Consider the following 18,968-nt stretch of genomic DNA (forward strand, 5'->3'; position numbering starts at 1 on the left):
CACCGCCGCCCGCCGCCGACACTCACCGCCGGCACCCACCGCCCACCGCCCACCGCCCATCGGCCGTCGTCCGCCGCCCGTCCTCGCTCGCACTCGCCGTTCGGTGAGCGGCCGAGTCCCGCCCCGACACTCCGCTCGACCGTTCGATCCATCCGTTTTCGGTACGGGGGTACCAGCACCATGGCCAGGAAGTCCGCGTCCGTGCAGCCGGCAGACGACTCCATCGCGGTGATCGGCATCTCCTGCCGGCTGCCGAAGGCGCCGGACCCGGCCGCCTTCCGGGCGCTGCTGCGCGCCGGTGGCCACGGCATCACCGAACCCCCCGCCGACCGCTGGGACGCGGACGCGTACTACGACCCCGACCCGAGCGTCCCCGGCCGGATGAACACCCGGTGGGGCGGCTTCATCGACGACGTCGACCGGTTCGACCCGGCGTTCTTCGGAATCAGCCCGCGCGAGGCCCGCTCGATGGACCCGCAGCAGCGACTCGCCCTGGAGCTGGGCTGGGAGGCGTTCGAGAACGCCGGCATCGTGCCCGCGAGCCTGGCCGACAGCGCGACCGGGGTCTGGATCGGCGCCAACTACGACGACTACGCGCGACTGGTGCACCAGGCCGGCCCCGAGGCGGTCGACCGGCACACCGTCACCGGCCTGCAGCGCGGCGTGCTCGCCAACCGCCTCTCGTACCTGCTGCGCCTGCGCGGACCCAGCATGTCCGTGGACGCGGCCCAGTCGTCCGCACTGGTCGCCGTGCACCTGGCCTGCGAGAGCCTGCGCCGGGGCGAGACCACCCTCGCCGTGGCCGGCGGCGTGAACCTGAACCTGATCCCGGACAGCACCCTGGGCGCCGCCAAGTTCGGCGGCCTGTCGCCCGACGGTCGTTGCCACACCTTCGACGCCCGGGCCAACGGCTACGTGCGCGGCGAGGGCGGCGCGCTGATCGTGCTCAAGCCGCTGGACCTCGCCCGCCGCGACGGCGACCACATCCACTGCGTGATCCGCGGCGGCGCGGTCAACAACGACGGCGGCGGGGCCGGGCTCACCGCGCCCAACCCGCTCGCCCAACAGGACGTGCTGCGCGCCGCCTACCGCGCGGCCGGCGTCGATCCCGCCGACGTCCAGTACGTCGAACTGCACGGCACCGGCACCCGGGTCGGCGACCCGATCGAGGCCGCCGCACTGGGCGCGGTGATCGGCGCGGCCCGCGCCGATCGATCCCGCGGCCCCCTGCTGGTCGGCTCCGCCAAGACCAACGTCGGCCACCTCGAAGGCGCCGCCGGCATCGTCGGCCTGCTCAAGACCGTGCTGTGCCTGGAGCACCGCGAACTGGTGCCCAGCCTCAACTTCGAAGTACCCAATCCCGACATCGACTTCGCCGGACTCAACCTCCGGGTCAGCCGGGACACCGGCGAATGGACCGCACCCGACGGCGAACTGCTCGCGGGGGTCTCCTCGTTCGGCATGGGCGGGACCAACTGCCACCTGGTGCTGTCCTCCGCTCCGGACGCGCCGACCGACTCCGGGACGGCCGACGCGCAGGACGACGACACCTCGACCACGCTGCCGTGGGTGGTGTCCGGCCGTACCGAGCCCGCCCTGATCGAACAGGCGGCCCGGCTGCGCGACTTCGTGACGAAGCGGCCCGAGTTCACGGTGGCCGAGGTGGGTCGTGCGCTGACCGGGACCCGGTCCGCCTTCGAGCAGCGCGCCGTGCTGCTCGGCACCGGACGCACCGAACTGCTCGCCGCGCTCACCTCGCTCGCGGCGGCCGACGACCTGCCCGACGCCGGCGTGGTGCGCGGGGTCGGCGGCGCCGAGCGTCCGGTCGCGCTGGTGTTTCCGGGTCAGGGGTCGCAGTGGGTCGGCATGGCGGCCGAACTCCTGGACACATCGCCCGTATTCGCGGCTGGGGCCGCGGAGTGTGAGGCGGCGTTGGCGGAGTTCGTCGACTGGTCGCTGGTCGAGGTGTTGCGGGGCGGTGCGGGTGCGCCGTCGTTGGACCGGGTGGATGTGGTCCAGCCGGTGTTGTTCGCGGTGATGGTGTCGTTGGCGCGGGTGTGGCGCTCGTTCGGTGTGGTGCCGGCCGCGGTGGTGGGTCATTCGCAGGGTGAGATCGCGGCGGCGTGTGTCGCGGGCGGGCTGACGTTGTCGGATGCGGCGCGCGTGGTGGCGTTGCGCAGTCAGGCGATCGCGCGGTCGCTGGCCGGGCGCGGCGGCATGGTGTCCGTACCGCTGCCGCTCGCCGACACCGAGGAGCGCCTTTCCGCGTGGACCGGCCGGATCGGCGTGGCGACGGTCAACGGGCCCGCCTCAACCGTGGTTTCCGGTGACCCGGACGCGCTGGAGGAACTGATCGGCGCGCTGGCCGCGGACGGCGTCGAGGGTCGACGGATCCCGGTGGACTACGCGTCCCACTCGGCACACGTGGAGGACCTGCGGGCGGAACTCCTGGAGATCCTGGGCCCGATCGTGCCGCGTTCGTCGGTGATCCCGTTCTACTCGGCGGTGACCGGCGAGCGCCTGGACACGGCCGGGTTGGATGCCGCCTACTGGTTCCGCAACCTGCGCGAGCCGGTGCGGTTCGACCTGGCCACACGGGCGCTGCTCGCGGACGGGATCGGCGCGTTCGTCGAGGCGACCCCGCATCCGGTGCTCACGGTCGGGGTGCGTGGCACCGTCGACGAGAGCGGTGCCGACGCGATCACCCTCGGCACGCTGCGCCGCAACGACGGCGGCGCGGACCGCCTGCTGCGGTCGCTGAGCGAGGCGTACGTCCAAGGCGTCGCCGTCGACCTCTCGGCCGCCTTCGCGCACACCGACACGCGCCGGGTGCCGCTGCCCACCTACGCGTTCCAGCGCGAGCGCCACTGGCTGGACGTACCGACAGGGCGACGCCCGGCGGCGTCGGTCGCCGCGCCCGTCGCGGCGGCGATCGACGCGGACGGCGACGAGCGGCGCGAGACCGAGGCGAACCCGCTCGTACGGCGCCTGGCCGGACTCGGCGAGGCCGAGCAGACCAGGACGCTGACCGACCTGGTCCTCGGCCACATCGCCGTCGTACTCGGACACGGTTCCGCCGGATCGGTGGACGCGACCCTGTCGTTCAAGGACCTCGGCTTCGACTCGGTGAGCCTGGTCGAACTGCGCGACCGCCTCACCGCCGCCACCGGGCTCGACCTTCCACCCACGCTGCTGTTCAACCACCCGACCGGTGCGGCCACCGGGCAACACCTGCGTACCCTCCTGCTCGGCACCGACCCCGGCGCCGACGAGCCCGGGCCCGACGCGCGCCTCGACGCGGCCGCGAGTGCGGAGCGCGACGCGGACGATCCCATCGTGATCGTGGGAATGAGCTGCCGACTGCCGGGCGGCGTGCGATCGCCCGCGGACCTGTGGCGACTGGTCGCGGACGGCACCGACGCCGTCTCGGTGTTCCCGACCAACCGGGGCTGGGACCTGGACAACCTCTACGACCAGGACCCGGACCGGTCCGGCACCAGCTATACCCGCCACGGCGGATTCCTCTACGACGCAACCGAGTTCGACGCGGCCTTCTTCGGTATCTCGCCGCGCGAGGCGCAGGCCATGGACCCGCAGCAGCGGCTGCTCCTGGAGACCTCCTGGGAGTCGCTGGAACACGCCGGAATCGACCCCGACTCGCTGCGCGGCAGCCGCACCGGCGTCTTCGTCGGCGCGATGGCCCAGGACTACGGCGCCCGCCTGCACGAGGCCGCCGCCGGCCATGAGGGCTATCTGCTCACCGGCAGCACGGTCAGCGTCGCTTCCGGCCGGGTCGCCTACACGCTCGGCCTGGAAGGCCCCGCGATCACCGTGGACACGGCGTGCTCGTCCTCGCTGGTCGCGCTGCACTGGGCGGCCCAGGCGCTGCGGCGCGGCGAATGCGGCCTGGCCCTGGCCGGCGGCGTGGCGGTGATGTCCTCGCCCGGCATGTTCGTCGAGTTCAGCCGCCAGCGCGGCCTGTCCGCGGACGGTCGGTGCAAGGCGTTCGCGGCGGCGGCGGACGGCACCGGCTGGGCCGAGGGCGCCGGCATCGTGGTCCTGGAACGGCGCTCGGACGCGCTGCGCAACGGCCACCGGATCCTGGCCGTGCTGCGCGGCTCGGCGATCAACCAGGACGGTGCCAGCAATGGCCTGACCGCGCCGAACGGCCTCGCCCAGGAACGGGTCATCCGCGCGGCGCTGGCCGACGCGGGTCTGTCCGCGGCGGACGTGGACGCGGTGGAGGCACACGGCACCGGCACCGCGCTGGGCGACCCGATCGAGGCGCACGCGCTGCTGGCCACGTACGGACGCGAGCATGCGGCCGAACAGCCTTTGTGGCTGGGGTCGTTGAAGTCGAACATCGGACACACCCAGGCCGCCGCCGGGGTCGCGGGCGTGATCAAGATGGTGGAGGCGCTGCGCCGCGCCGAACTGCCCCGCACGCTGCACGTCGACGCGCCCTCCCCGCACGTGGACTGGGCCTCGGGCGCGGTGGCGCTGCTGACCGAGCAGCGGACGTGGCCCGAGACCGGCGCGCCGCGCCGGGCCGCGGTCTCCTCGTTCGGGATCAGCGGCACCAACGCACACGTGGTCCTGGAACAGGGCTTCCCGAGCGCGGCCTCGAAGCCGACCCCGACCCCGGCACCGGCGGACCCGCGACCGGCGCCGACCCCGGTCCCTTGGGTGCTCTCCGCCCGCTCCGCCGCCGCGCTGCCCGCGCAGGCCGAACGGCTGCGCGCGTACGTGGCGGCCGATCCGCGGGCGACGCCCGCGCCGATCGCTCGGGCGCTGGTGAACACGCGTGCCGCGATGGAGCACCGCGCGGTGCTGGTCGGCACGGACCGGGACACACTGCTCGACGGGCTCGCGTCCCTGGCGGCGGGCCAGGGCGTGCGGGCCGAGGCCGCGGTGAGCGGGCGTGCGGTGGCCCTGGTCTTTCCCGGCCAGGGCTCGCAATGGGTGGGCATGGCGCGTGAGTTGCTCGACACGTCCCCGGTATTCGCGGCGCGGATCGCGGAGTGCGAGGCGGCGTTGACGGAATTCGTCGACTGGTCGCTGACCGAGGTGCTGCGCGCCGAGGATCCGGAGGCCGGCGGGCTGGACCGGGTGGACGTGGTCCAGCCGGTGTTGTTCGCGGTCATGGTGTCGCTGGCCGAGCTGTGGCGCTCGTTCGGTGTGGTGCCCTCGGCCGTGGTGGGGCATTCGCAGGGCGAGATCGCGGCCGCGTGCGTGTCGGGCGCGCTGTCGCTGTCGGACGCGGCCCGGGTGGTCGCGCTGCGCAGTCGGGCGATCGCCGTGTCGCTGGCCGGCCGGGGCGGCATGGTGTCCATACCCCTGCCGGTCGCGGACGTCGAGGCGCGATTGCCGCGCTGGTCCGGGCGCGTGAGCGTGGCGACGGTGAACGGCCCCGCGTCGACGGTGGTTTCCGGTGAGCCGGACGCGCTGGACGAACTGCTGGCCGGGTACGAGGCCGAGGACGTACGGGCCCGGCGGATCCCGGTGGACTACGCGTCGCACTCCGCGCAGGTGGAGGACCTGCGGGCGGAACTCCTGGAGATCCTGGGCCCGATCGTGCCGCGTTCGTCGGTGATCCCGTTCTACTCGGCGGTGACCGGCGAGCGCCTGGACACGGCCGGGTTGGATGCCGCCTACTGGTTCCGCAACCTGCGCGAGCCGGTGCGGTTCGACCTGGCCACACGGGCGCTGCTGGCCGACGGGATCGGCGCGTTCATCGAGTCGAGCCCGCACCCGGTGCTGACGGTGGGCGTACAGGGCACGCTGGACGCGGTCGACGCGAACGCGGTGACCGTGGGCACGCTGCGCCGCGACCACGGCGGCCCGGCGCGCTTCCTCGAATCGCTGGGCGAGGCGTACGTCCAGGGCGTCGAGGTGGACTGGTCGCCCGCGTTCGCCGGCACCGACGACGCCGACGACGCACCGCCGGTCGACCTGCCGACCTACGCCTTCCAGCGTGAGCACTACTGGTTGGACGTGCCGGCCGCCGGATCGGAACGGGAGCAGGATCCGGAGGAGGCCGCGTTCTGGGCCGCCGTGGACGACGAGGACCCGACGGCGCTGCCCGAGATGCCGGCGACGGACGCCGACGACCGGCGCTCGCTGGAGGAGGCACTGCCGATCCTGTCCTCGTGGCGCCGGCAGCGTCGGGAGAGGTCCACCATCGACGGGTGGCGCTACCGGATCGGTTGGCAGCCGATTCCCGAGTCGGCCGCGCCCACCGCGACCGGCACCTGGTTGCTGATCACGTCGGCGGACGCGACCGCCGACGACGACACGATCGCCGCCGCGATCGCCGCGGAACTCACCGCACGCGGCGCCACCGTGCGCACCGTCCCCGTCGCCGGCGGCGCCCCGGACCGCGCGAAGCTCGCCGCCGCACTGCGCGCGGCGCGTGACGAGGTCTCCCACGTCGACGGCGTTCTCTGCCTGACCGCCCTGACCGACACGGCAGGCGGGTCCGGGCTGTCGACGCGGACCTCGGCCGTGCTGACGCTGATCCAGGCACTGGCGCACGCGGACGTACCGGCCAGGCTGTGGACGCTCACCCGAGGCGCGGTCGTGGTTCCCGGCGGTCACGACACCGACGCCGCGCCGACGCCCGGATCGGCGGCGGTATGGGGTCTGGGCCGGGTCGCGGCGCTCGAACACCCGCAGCGCTGGGGCGGCTTGATCGATCTGCCGGAGACCCCCGACGAGCGGACCTACCGGGCCCTCGTGGCGGTCCTCGCGGACTCGGACGAGGACCAGGTGGCGCTGCGCCCGTCCGGCGTGTTCGGCCGACGCCTGACCCGCGCCCCCCGCGTGGTCGGGCCGACCGCCGAATGGCACACCCGGGGCACCGCGTTGGTGACCGGCGGGACCGGCGCGCTCGGCGCACACCTCGCCCGCTGGCTGGTGGCGCGCGGCGCCGAGCACCTGGTGCTGACCGGCAGGCGGGGCCCGGACACGCCGGGCGCCGCCGCCCTGGTCGCCGAACTGAGCGCGCTGGGCGCGCGGGTGACCGTCGCCGCGTGCGACACCGCCGACCGGGCCGCGCTGGTCGAACTGGTCGAGCGGGTACACACCGAGCACGGCCCGATCCGCACCGTCGTACACGCCGCCGGCGTCATGCGGTCCACGCCGCTCCTGGACGCCGACCCGGCCGAGACCGAGGCCGTACTGGCCGGAAAGGCGCTCGGCGCAGAGCATCTGGACGCGCTGTTCGCCGGCACCCCCGGCGACGACCTGGACGCCTTCGTGCTGATCTCCTCCAACGCGGGCGTGTGGGGCGGCGGCGGGCAGGGCGCCTACGCCGCCGCGAACGCCGAGCTGGACGCGATCGCCGAGCGCCGCCGGGCCCGAGGACTGACCGCCACGTCGGTGGCATGGGGGGCGTGGGCCGGAGCGGGGATGTCCGCCGGTGACACCGGCGAGCGATTCGAGCGCCTCGGCGTCACCGCGATGGACCCCGAGGCCGCGCTGACCGTGCTCGGCCAGGCCCTCGCGGACGACGAGACCTTCCTCGCGGTCGCCGATGTGCAGTGGGCCCGGTTCGCCACCACCTTCACCGTGACCAGGCCCAGCCCGCTGATCGGTGACCTGCCCGAGGTCCGGCGAGCCCTGGCCGGGACGGCCGACGACCACACCGCCGAATCCGCGACCACCGCGCTGCCGGCCGGCCTGGCCGGGTTGCCCGCGAGCGAACGGCTGCACGCGCTGCGCGAACTCGTTCGCGGCGCGGCCGCCGGAGTCCTGGGTCACGCCTCGGTCGCCGCGATCGAGGCGCACCGCACCTTCAAGGAACTCGGCTTCGACTCGCTCACCGCGGTCGACATCCGCAACCGCCTCAACGCGAGCACGGGTCTGCGCCTGGCGGGCAGCCTGGTCTTCGACTACCCGACCCCGGACGGCCTGGCCCGCTACCTGCTCGACGAACTCTTCGGCGCCGCCGCGGATTCCGGGCTTGGTGACACGGCCGGCCCGACCGTGCCCGCGGTGCGGGTCGATCCGGGCGAGCCGATCGCGATCGTCGGAATGAGCTGCCGCTACCCGGGCGGGGTGACCTCGCCCGAGGAACTGTGGCAGTTGGTCGCGGAAGGCCGCGAGGGCATCACCGGCTTCCCGGTCGACCGCGGCTGGGACCTGGACGCGCTGTACCACCCCGACCCTGCGCACGCCGGGACCAGCTACACGCGGCAGGGCGGATTCCTGCACACCGCCGGCGAGTTCGACGCGTCGTTCTTCGGCATCTCGCCGCGTGAGGCGCTTGCGATGGACCCGCAGCAGCGGCTGCTCCTGGAGGCCTCCTGGGAGGCGTTCGAGCACGCCGGGATCGACCCGGCCTCTTTGACGGGCACACACACCGGTGTCTTCGTCGGCTCCAACGGCCAGGACTACGGCCCGCACCTGCACGAGGCACCCGAGGGCCTGGAGGGCTACTTCCTGACCGGCAACGCCGCCGCGGTGATCTCCGGCCGGGTGGCCTATGCCCTGGGCCTGGAGGGCCCCGCCGTCACGGTGGACACCGCGTGCTCGTCGTCGCTGGTCGCACTGCATCTCGCCGGCCAGGCGCTGCGGCGCGGCGAGTGCTCGCTCGCACTGGCGGGCGGCGTGACGGTGATGGCGAAGCCCGGCGTGTTCCTGGAGTTCAGCCGGCAGCGCGGCCTCTCCCCGGACGGCCGCTGCCGCTCGTTCGCGGCCTCGGCGGACGGCACGGGCTGGGCGGAGGGCGTCGGCCTGCTCGCCCTGGAGCGGCTGTCGGACGCGCGCCGCAACGGACACCGCGTGCTCGCGGTGATCCGCGGTACCGCGATCAATCAGGACGGTGCGAGCAATGGTTTGACGGCGCCGAATGGTCCGTCGCAGCAGCGGGTGATTCGGGCGGCGTTGGCGGATGCGGGGTTGTCGGCTGCCGATGTGGACGCGGTGGAGGCGCACGGTACGGGGACGCGGTTGGGTGATCCGATCGAGGCGCAGGCGTTGTTGGCGACGTATGGGCGTGAGCGTGAGGGTGGGCGGCCGCTGTGGTTGGGGTCGTTGAAGTCGAACATCGGGCATGCGCAGGCGGCTGCGGGTGTGGGTGGCGTGATCAAGATGGTCCAGGCGATGCGTCACGGCGTGTTGCCCAGGACGTTGCACGTGGACGAACCCTCGCCACAGGTGGATTGGGCGTCGGGTGCGGTGTCCTTGTTGACGGAGCCGGTGGCGTGGCCGGAGACGGGCGCACCGCGCCGGGCCGGCATCTCCGCCTTCGGCGTGAGCGGCACCAACGCGCACGTGATCCTGGAGCGGCCCGACGTCGAGGAGAGCCCGACGGTCGCCGCCGGCGAGCCGCAAGCCGAGACGGATTCGGTGCGGGCAGCACTGCCGACCCCGATTCCGTTGTCCGGGCTCGGTGCCGCGGCGCTGCGTGAACAGGCCACTCGTCTCCGGGCGTTCGTAGCCACGGCGATGGACACACCGCTGGTCGACCTGGGCCACTCACTGGCCACCGGGCGCGCCGCGCTCGACGACCGGGCCGTGTTGTTCGTGGACGACCACGCCGAACTCGCGGCGGCGCTCGACGCGTTGGTCGAAGACCGCGAAGGACCCCGGCTGGTGCGCGGTGTCGCCCGCGGCGGATCCGGCCGCCTGGCGTTCGTGTTCGCGGGTCAGGGTGGTCAGCGGGTCGGGATGGGTCGTGGTTTGTTCGCGGCCTTCCCGGTGTTCGCGGCGGCGTTCGACGAGGTGTGCGACCGGCTGGAAGTGGAGCTGGGTGAGGGTTCGTTGCGCGAGGTGATCTCGGGCGATGTGGATGGTCTGGACGAGACCGGGTTTGCGCAGCCGGCGTTGTTCGCGGTCGAGGTGGCGTTGTTCCGGTTGTTGGAGTCGTGGGGTGTGCGGCCGGATGTGGTGGTCGGGCATTCGGTGGGTGAGATCGCGGCAGCGCATGTGGCTGGTGTGTTGTCGTTGGAGGACGCGTGCCGGCTGGTGGTGGCGCGTGGTGGGTTGATGCAGGCGTTGCCGGTCGGTGGTGCGATGGCGGCGATCGGTGCTGCGGAGGCGGATGTTCTGCCGTTGATCGAAGGTCGGGATGACCTCGTCGGGATCGCCGCGATCAATGGTCCGGATTCGGTGGTGGTCTCCGGTGCGGAGGCTGTGGTTGCCGAGATCGTGGCGCATTTCGAGGGGTTGGGGCGTCGGGTGCGGCGGCTGCGGGTCAGCCATGCGTTCCATTCGCCGCTGATGGACCCGATGATCGACGAGTTCCGCCGCGTGGTCGAAGGATTGTCTTTCGGTGCACGGGAGTTGGCGGCCGTCTCGACGGTCACCGGTGCGGTGGTCGAGGGCGAGTGGAGCGATCCCGAGTATTGGGTCCGGCATGTGCGACAGCCGGTCCGGTTCCACGACGCCGTGGTCACGTTGGAGGTCCAGGGCGCGCGCGGGTTCGTCGAACTGGGTCCGGACGGCGCGCTGACGGCGTTGGTTCGTGACGGGCTGCGTGAGCCGGAGCGTGCGGTGACCGTACCCGTGCTGCGCAAGGACCGGCCCGAGTCGGACACCGCGATGGTCGCGCTCGCCACGCTGTATGTGAACGGCGCCGCGCCCGACGTTTCGTGGGCCGGCTTCCATCCGGGCGCACGCCGCGTGGACCTGCCGACCTACGCGTTCCAGCGGCACCACTACTGGCTGGACGACCTGCTCGATCGTTCGGCCGATCTCGCCTCGGTCGGAATGGGCGACTCGGGCCACCCCTTGCTGGGTGCGGCGGCGGAACGTGCCGACGGTGGTGGCGTGCTGTTCACGGGCCGGCTGTCGCTGCGCACGCACCCGTGGCTGGCCGATCACGTGGTCGGCGGCGCGATCGTGCTGCCCGGAACGGCGTACGTGGAACTGGCGGTTCGAGCCGGTGACGAGGTCGGGTGCGGGCTGCTGGAAGAGCTCATGCTGGAAGCGCCGTTGTTGCTCGGCGAGCGTGGCGGTGTGGTCGTGCAGCTGTGGGTCGCGGCGGCGGAAGAGCATTCGGGACGGCGCGCGTTCGCGCTGTACTCGCGCGTCGAGGACGACGGCGACGCGGTGGGCGAATCGACGTGGCAGCGACACGCCACCGGCACGCTCACGCCCGTCGCCGCGGAGCCGGACGACCACCTGACCGACTGGCCGCCCACCTCCGCAACGCCGGTCGACCCTGCGGAGGTCCGGGCTCTGCTGGTCGAGCGCGGTTACGACTACGGCCCGTCGTTCCAGGGCCTGCGCGCGGTCTGGCGCAGCGGCGACATCCGCTACGCGGAGGTCGCGCTCCCGCCGGACGTGTCGGTGGACGGATTCGGCCTGCATCCGGCCCTGCTCGACGCGGCCCTGCACCCGCTGGTCCTGGACGTCGACGAGCAGACCCGACTGCCCTTCGTGTGGAACGACGTCGCACTGCACGCGTCCGGCGCCACGACACTACGTGTCCGGCTCACCCCGACCGACGGGAACGGGCTTGCGGTACTGCTGGCCGACGACGCCGGCCGGCCGGTGTTGTCCGCGTCGTCGCTGGTGCTGCGTCCGGTGACGGAGATCGCCGCGCCGGCCGGTCGGTCGACGGCGCGAGGTTCGCTGCACACGGTGGACTGGATTCCGCTCGCGGTCGACGCGCACGGGACGACTTCGGCGGTCACACGGCATCCCGAGCTCACGAGCGGCTCGGACCTGAGTGCGTTGGACACGGTTGCGGACGTCGTGACGTACCGGGTCGGCACAGCGGGCAGCGCCCGGGACGCGGCGGCCGGTGCGCTGGACGTGGTGCAGACCTGGCTCGCCGACGAGCGCACGGCCGACGCGACGCTAGTGGTGGTGACGTGTGGTGCGGTCGGGGATCCGGCGCAGGGCGCGGTGTGGGGTCTGGTGCGGTCGGCGCAGTCGGAGCATCCGGGTCGGTTCGTGTTGCTGGACGTGGACGCCTCGGACGCCGCCTCGGCGGAACTGGTGACCGCTGTAGTCGCATCGGGTGAGCCGCAACTGTCGGTATCCGAAGGCACGGTGCGCGCGGCGCGCTTGGCGCGGTTCACGTCGCCCGTGGACGCTGCCGGGCCTGATTGGGGTTCGGGGTCGGTGTTGGTGACGGGTGGTACCGGGAGTCTGGGTGGGTTGGTGGCTCGGCATCTGGTGTCTCGGCATGGTGTGCGGGATTTGGTGTTGGTGAGTCGGCGGGGTTCGGCGGCGCCGGGTGTGGAGGGTTTGCGGGCGGGGTTGGTTGCCTCGGGTGCTCGGGTGGAGGTTGTTGCGTGCGACGTCTCGGATCGGGCGTCGGTGGTGGGTTTGTTGGCGGGTCGTTCGGTGTCGGCGGTGGTGCACGCGGCGGGTGTGCTGGATGACGGTGTCGTGGAGGCGTTGTCGTCGGAGCGGGTTGCGGGTGTGGTGGCCGCGAAGGTGGACGGCGCTTTGTTGTTGGACGAGTTGACGCGGGGGCGGGGGTTGTCCGCGTTCGTGTTGTTCTCGTCGGCGGCGGGTGTGTTGGGTTCGGCGGGTCAGGGTGGTTATGCGGCGGCGAACGCGGCGTTGGACGCGCTCGCGGTGCGTCGGCGGGCGGCGGGTCTGCCGGCCACCTCGCTGGCCTGGGGCCTGTGGGCACAGAGCGAAGGCATGACCGACGGCCTCGGCGGCGCCGACCTGAGCCGGCTGCACCGCTCGGGCGTGCTCGCGCTGTCCGCCGACGACGGGCTCGCCCTGTTCGACGCGGCCACCGGTACGGACGCGGCCCTGCTCGTCGCGGCCCGGTGGGACACCGCCGCGCTGCGCGCCCAGGCCGTCGACGGCGGGCTGCCATCGGTCCTGCGCGACCTTGTCCCCGCCGCGCCGAGCCGTCGCGTGGCACGCGGCGGCGCCGGCGCGGACCGCTCGGCCGGTTCGCTCCGGGAGCGGCTGTCGGGGCTGTCCGCCGAGGAGCGCGAGCGCGCCGTGTCGACACTGGTGCGCGAGCATGTCGCCACCGTGCTCGGCCACGGAACCGCCGAGTCGGTGGACCCGGAACGGGCTTTCAAGGACCTGGGCTTCGACTCTCTGACCGCCGTCGAACTGCGCAACCGACTCAACACGGCGACGGGGCTGCGCCTCTCGGCCACTCTGATCTTCGACCACCCCACGCCGGCCGCGTTGATCGAACACGTACGGGCCGAACTGGCGGGTACGGGAGAGGCGGAGGCAACGGACGCTGCCCGGCCGGCCGTTGCGCCGACTGTAGCCATCCACGACGAGCCGATCGCGATTGTCGGGATGAGCTGCCGCTATCCGGGCGGCGTCGGCTCGCCCGAGGACCTGTGGCGACTGGTCGCCGCAGGCGCCGAGGGGATCACCGGCTTCCCGGCCGATCGCGGCTGGGACCTGGCCAACCTGTTCGACCCGGATCCGGAACACAAGGGCAAGAGCTACGTTCGCCAGGGCGGCTTCCTGCACGACGCGGGCGACTTCGACCCGGTGTTCTTCGGCATCTCGCCGCGCGAGGCGCTCACCATCGACCCGCAGCAGCGACTGCTCCTGGAGACGTCCTGGGAGGCGTTCGAGCGGGCCGGCATCGACCCGCGGACGGTACGCGGCAGCCGCACCGGCGTGTTCGCCGGCGTGATGTACGGCGACTACGGCTCCCGCCTGATGAACTCGGCGGGCGACGCCGGCGAGTTCGAGGGATACCTCGCCAACGGCAGTGCGGGCAGTGTCGCGTCCGGCCGGGTGGCCTACACGTTCGGCCTGGAGGGTCCCGCCGTCACGGTGGACACCGCGTGCTCGTCGTCGCTGGTCGCGCTGCACCTGGCCGCGCAGGCCCTGCGCAGCGGCGAGTGCTCGTTGGCGCTCGCGGGCGGCGTGACGGTGATGGCCACGCCCAGCGTCTTCGTCGAGTTCAGCCGACAGCGGGGCCTGGCGGCGGACGGCAGGGCGAAGGCGTTCTCGGCGGCGGCCGACGGCACCAGTTGGGGTGAAGGCGTCGGGATGTTGCTGCTGGAGCGACTGTCCGACGCGCGCCGCAACGGGCACGAGGTGCTGGCCGTCGTCCGGGGCACCGCGATCAATCAGGACGGTGCGAGCAATGGTTTGACGGCGCCGAATGGTCCGTCGCAGCAGCGGGTGATTCGGGCGGCGTTGGCGGATGCGGGGTTGTCGGCTGCCGATGTGGACGCGGTGGAGGCGCACGGTACGGGGACGCGGTTGGGTGATCCGATCGAGGCGCAGGCGTTGTTGGCGACGTATGGGCGTGAGCGTGAGGGTGGGCGGCCGCTGTGGTTGGGGTCGTTGAAGTCGAACATCGGGCATGCGCAGGCGGCTGCGGGTGTGGGTGGCGTGATCAAGATGGTCCAGGCGATGCGTCATGGCGTGTTGCCCAGGACGTTGCACGTGGACGAACCCTCGCCGCACGTGGATTGGGCGTCGGGTGCGGTGTCCTTGTTGACGGAGCCGGTGGCGTGGCCGGAGACGGGCGCACCGCGCCGGGCCGGGATCTCCGCCTTCGGGGTCAGCGGCACCAACGCACACGTCATCGTGGAGCAGCCCGAGGTCGGGGACCGGGAACCGGTCGGCGCGGCGTCCGACACGACACCCGAGGCGGCGCTCGCCGGGGCGATTCCCACCCCCTGGATGTTTGCCGCCGCAGATGACGAGGCCCTGCGCGCCACGGCGGCCCGGCTCGGTACGCACGTGGCCGAGAACGCCGAAACGGCTGTCTCCGACGTGGCGTTCACGCTGGCCGGCAAGCCCCGACTGGACCACCGCGCGGTGGTGTTCGGGACCGACAGGGAGACGCTGCTGCGTGTCACCGAGGCCGTGGCCTCCGGCACCGAGGCTCCGGGAGTCGTGCGCGGTGTCGCCCGCGGCGGATCCGGCCGCCTGGCGTTCGTGTTCGCGGGTCAGGGTGGTCAGCGGGTCGGGATGGGTCGTGAGCTGTACGAGAGCTTCCCGGTGTTTGCCGCGGCCTTCGATGAGGTGTGCGTGCGGTTGGACGCGGGTTTGGGTGGGTCGTTGCGCGAGGTGATCTCGGGCGATGTGGATGGTCTGGATGGGACGGGGTTTGCGCAGCCGGCGTTGTTCGCGGTCGAGGTGGCGTTGTTCCGGTTGTTGGAGTCGTGGGGTGTGCGGCCGGATGTGGTGGTCGGGCATTCGGTGGGTGAGATCGCGGCGGCGCATGTGGTCGGGGTGTTGTCGTTGGAGGACGCGTGCCGGCTGGTGGTGGCGCGTGGTCGGTTGATGCAGGCGTTGCCGGTCGGTGGTGCGATGGCCGCGATCGGTGCGGCCGAGGCGGATGTTCTGCCGTTGCTGGCGGGGCGGGATGACCTCGTCGGGATCGCCGCGATCAATGGTCCGGATTCGGTGGTGGTCTCCGGCGCCGAGGCTGTGGTTTCCGAGGTCGTGGCGCACTTCGAGGGGTTGGGTCGTCGGGTGCGGCGGCTGCGGGTCAGCCATGCGTTCCATTCGCCGCTGATGGACCCGATGCTCGATGGCTTCCGTGACGTGGTTCGAGAACTGACATTTGCGGAACCGCAGTTGGCGGTGGTCTCGACCGTCTCGACCGATGCCGACTGGACGGATCCCGAGTACTGGGTGCGCCACGTGCGGCAGCCGGTTCGCTTCCATGACGCGATTCGCGTGCTGGAAGACGACGGTGTCGTCTCCTTCGTCGAGGTCGGGCCGGACGGCGCCCTCACCGCGTTGATCAGGGACGGGATTCGGGCTGCCGACGACGCGGTGACCGTGGTTCCGGTGCTGCGCAAGGACCGTCCGGAGCCTGATGCCGCGCTGACCGCCCTGGCCACGCTCCATGTGACGGGTGCCGTCGCCGAAATCCGATGGGCCGGGTTCGTTCCCGGAGCCCGGCGCGTGGCGTTGCCCACGTACCCGTTCCAGCGGCAGCGGTACTGGCTCGACCCGGTGGTCGATCGGTCCGGGGACGCCGCGTCGATCGGGCTGACCGCCGCCGATCACCCGTTGCTCGGTGCGGCGGTCGAACTGGCCGACTCGGCGGGTGTGTTGTTCACCGGTCGGTTGTCCGTGGACAGCCACCCGTGGCTGCTCGACCACACGGTGCACGGGACCGTGCCGGTACCCGGTACCGCGCTGGTGGAGCTCGCGCTTCGGGCCGGCGACGAGGTCGGGTGCGATCTGATCGAGGAACTGACCATCGAGGCACCGCTCGTGCTGACCGACGACGACGCGGTTCGGATCCAGCTCGTGGTCGGTGCGCCGGACGAGGCGGGCCGCAGCACGCTGAGCATCCACTCCGGCCGGCAGCGCCCCGGCGGTCCGACGGAAGGTTGGACCAGGCATGCGCAGGGCGTGCTGGCCAGGGGTGGGGCGCCGGACGCGGAGGCGTTCGGGCCGGAAGACGGGCAGGGGCCGTGGCCGCCGGTCGGCGCCGAGCCGGTGTCGATCGACGGATGCTACGACCGGCTCGCCGCACAAGGACTCGGCTATGGGCCGGTGTTCCGGGGGCTTCGGGCGATGTGGCGGCACGGTGAGGAGCTGTTCGCCGAGGTTGCGCTGCCCGCCGACGTGTCGACCGAGGGTTTCGGGGTGCATCCGGCCCTGTTGGATGCTGCGTTGCACCCGATCGGGCTTGCCGGTGACGCTGCGGGCGCGGTGCGGTTGCCGTTCTCGTGGACCGGGGTCGCGCTGTACGCGACCGCGGCCACGACGCTGCGGGTGCGCATCGCGCCGGTGGCCGGCGACGGCTTCGCGGTGACCCTCGCCGACCACTCGGGTCGACCGGTGGGGTCGGTGGCCTCGCTGGTGACCAGGCCGGTCGCCGCCGACGCGCTGCGTGCCGCGCAGGGCGGTCGGGACGGCGCGTTGTATCGGATCGACTGGGAACCCGCGCCGAGCGCCCGGACCGCGTCGGCGGTGCCCGCCACGTGGGCGGTGATCGGCGATGTCCGACACGACGTCGCGAGCGCGGTCGCGGGCGCGCTCCCGACCGGTACCGCGCGGGCGGGGACGGTACACGCCGACCTCGCCGCGCTCGATGCCGCGATCGACGCGGGCGCGCCGGTACCGGACGCGGTGCTCGTCGCGCTGTCACCGACGCCCTCGCAGGGGCGGGACCGGGACCTCCCGGTCGCCGCGCGGGACGCGCTCGGACGGGCGTCGGACATCGTGCGGGCCTGGTCGGCGGACACCCGGTTCGGCGCTGCCCGGCTCGTCCTGCTCACCCAACACGCGGTGTCCACCCGGGACACCGTCGACGAGTCCGGCATCGAGAACCTGACGCAGGCCGCGGTCTGGGGTCTGCTGCGCTCGGCGCAGTCCGAGCACCCCGGGCGGATCGTGCTGGTCGACCTGGACGGGGGACCGGCCGGGATCCCGGCGCTCACCGGCCCGACCGGGTTGCCCGCCGTACTCGCGGCGGGCGACGACGAGCCGCAGTTCGCGATCCGCGACGGCGCGCTCCTGGTACCCCGCCTGGTCCCCGAGCCGGCCGGCGCGGATGCCGAGACGGCCGCGGTCGCCGCGCACGCGGTGCTCGGCGCGGATGACACCGTCCTGGTCACCGGCGCGTCCGGCCGCCTCGGTGGCCTCGTGGTGCGCCGGTTGGTCACCGAGTACGGGGTCCGCCGGCTGGTGCTGGCCGGGCGGCGCGGCGAACAAGCGCCCGGCGCCCTCGAGTTCGCCGCCGAGTTGACCGCGCTGGGCGCGCGGGTGAGCACCGTCGCGTGCGACGTCGCCGACCGCACCGCGCTGGCCGCCCTGCTGGCGGCGCACCCGGTGACCGCCGTCGTGCACTCGGCGGGTGTGTTGGACGACGGACTGTTCGAGGCGATGACCCCCGAACGCATCGACCGCGTACTGCGCCCGAAGCTGGACGCGGCCTGGCACCTGCACGAGTTGACCATCGACCGGGCGCTCTCCGCGTTCGTGCTGTTCTCCTCGGCCGCGGGCCAGTTCGGCAGTGCCGGACAGGCGAACTACGCGGCGGCCAACACCTTCCTGGACGCCCTCGGCCGACACCGCGCGGCACGCGGCCTGCCCGCCACCTCGCTGGCCTGGGGACCGTGGGAGGCGGGCGGCATGGACGGCGAACTCACCGACCGGGACCGCGAACGCATGGCCCGCGACGGCATCCTGCCGCTGCCCACCGAACACGCGTTCGCGCTGTTCGACCGGGCCCTGGCCGGGACCGCCGGTGCCACCGCCGACCCGACCGGACCCGACCGGGTGCCGGGCACGGCCGGCGCGGCGCTGCTGCCCGCCCGGCTCGACCCGGCCGCGATGCGGTCCCGGGCCGAGGAGCAGGCCGGCCCGGTCGGCCCACTGGCCGCGTTGACCCGGAATCTGCGCACCGGCCCGACGGCCGGGAACCGCTCGCGCCGACCCACCGCCGGTGACCCGGCGGCTCGCACGGACACCGGCTCGGGTGTACCGCCGCTGGTCCGGTCCCTGCTGGGTGCGCGTACCGGCGATCGACCTCGGCTGGTCCTGGACGCGGTCCGCGCGCACGTGGCCTCGGTGCTCGGCTTCGACGCGGCGGATCGCATCGGCGCCGGAATGGAGTTCCGCGACCTGGGCTTCGACTCGTTGACCGCGGTCGAGCTGCGGAATCGGCTGAACGCCGCGACCGGGCTGCGGTTGCCGGCGGCGCTGGTCTTCAACTACCCGACGCCGGCGGCACTGGCCGACCACCTGGGCGCCGAACTCGCCGCCGCCGAGGCGCTCGCGCAGTCCGCGAACGGCACCGACGGCACCTACGGCGCCGGATCCACCGGCGCGGCCGAACTCGACCGCCTGGAGGCGTGGCTCGGAGCGGCCGACGGCGGCACCCGCGACGCGGTGGCCGGCCGGCTGCGCGAACTGCTCGCCAAGCTCGGCGCCGACGCGGGCACCCACCGCGCGGACCACCGCGACGACACCGGCGGATCCGTCGCGGAAAAGCTCGGCACGGCCGACGACGACGATCTCTTCGACTTCATCGACAACGAGCTGTGACCCGATGACGAACCGCGCCCGCACGCACACCGACACCGGCACGA

1 protein-coding gene is annotated in these 18,968 nt (G+C 73.1%); it reads left to right on the plus strand.

The genetic code is table 11. The annotated features are described in order from the left end of the window. Positions 1-180: 180 nt before the first annotated feature. Positions 181-18,924: a type I polyketide synthase gene (locus tag ACIBSV_RS26615; protein WP_395867211.1), complete on the plus strand. Its 18,744-nt coding sequence runs from the start codon at positions 181-183 to the stop codon at positions 18,922-18,924. The last annotated feature ends 44 nt before the right edge of the window (positions 18,925-18,968 follow it).

It is taken from the genome of Embleya sp. NPDC050154, from assembly GCF_044460165.1.
Classification (GTDB): domain Bacteria; phylum Actinomycetota; class Actinomycetes; order Streptomycetales; family Streptomycetaceae; genus Embleya.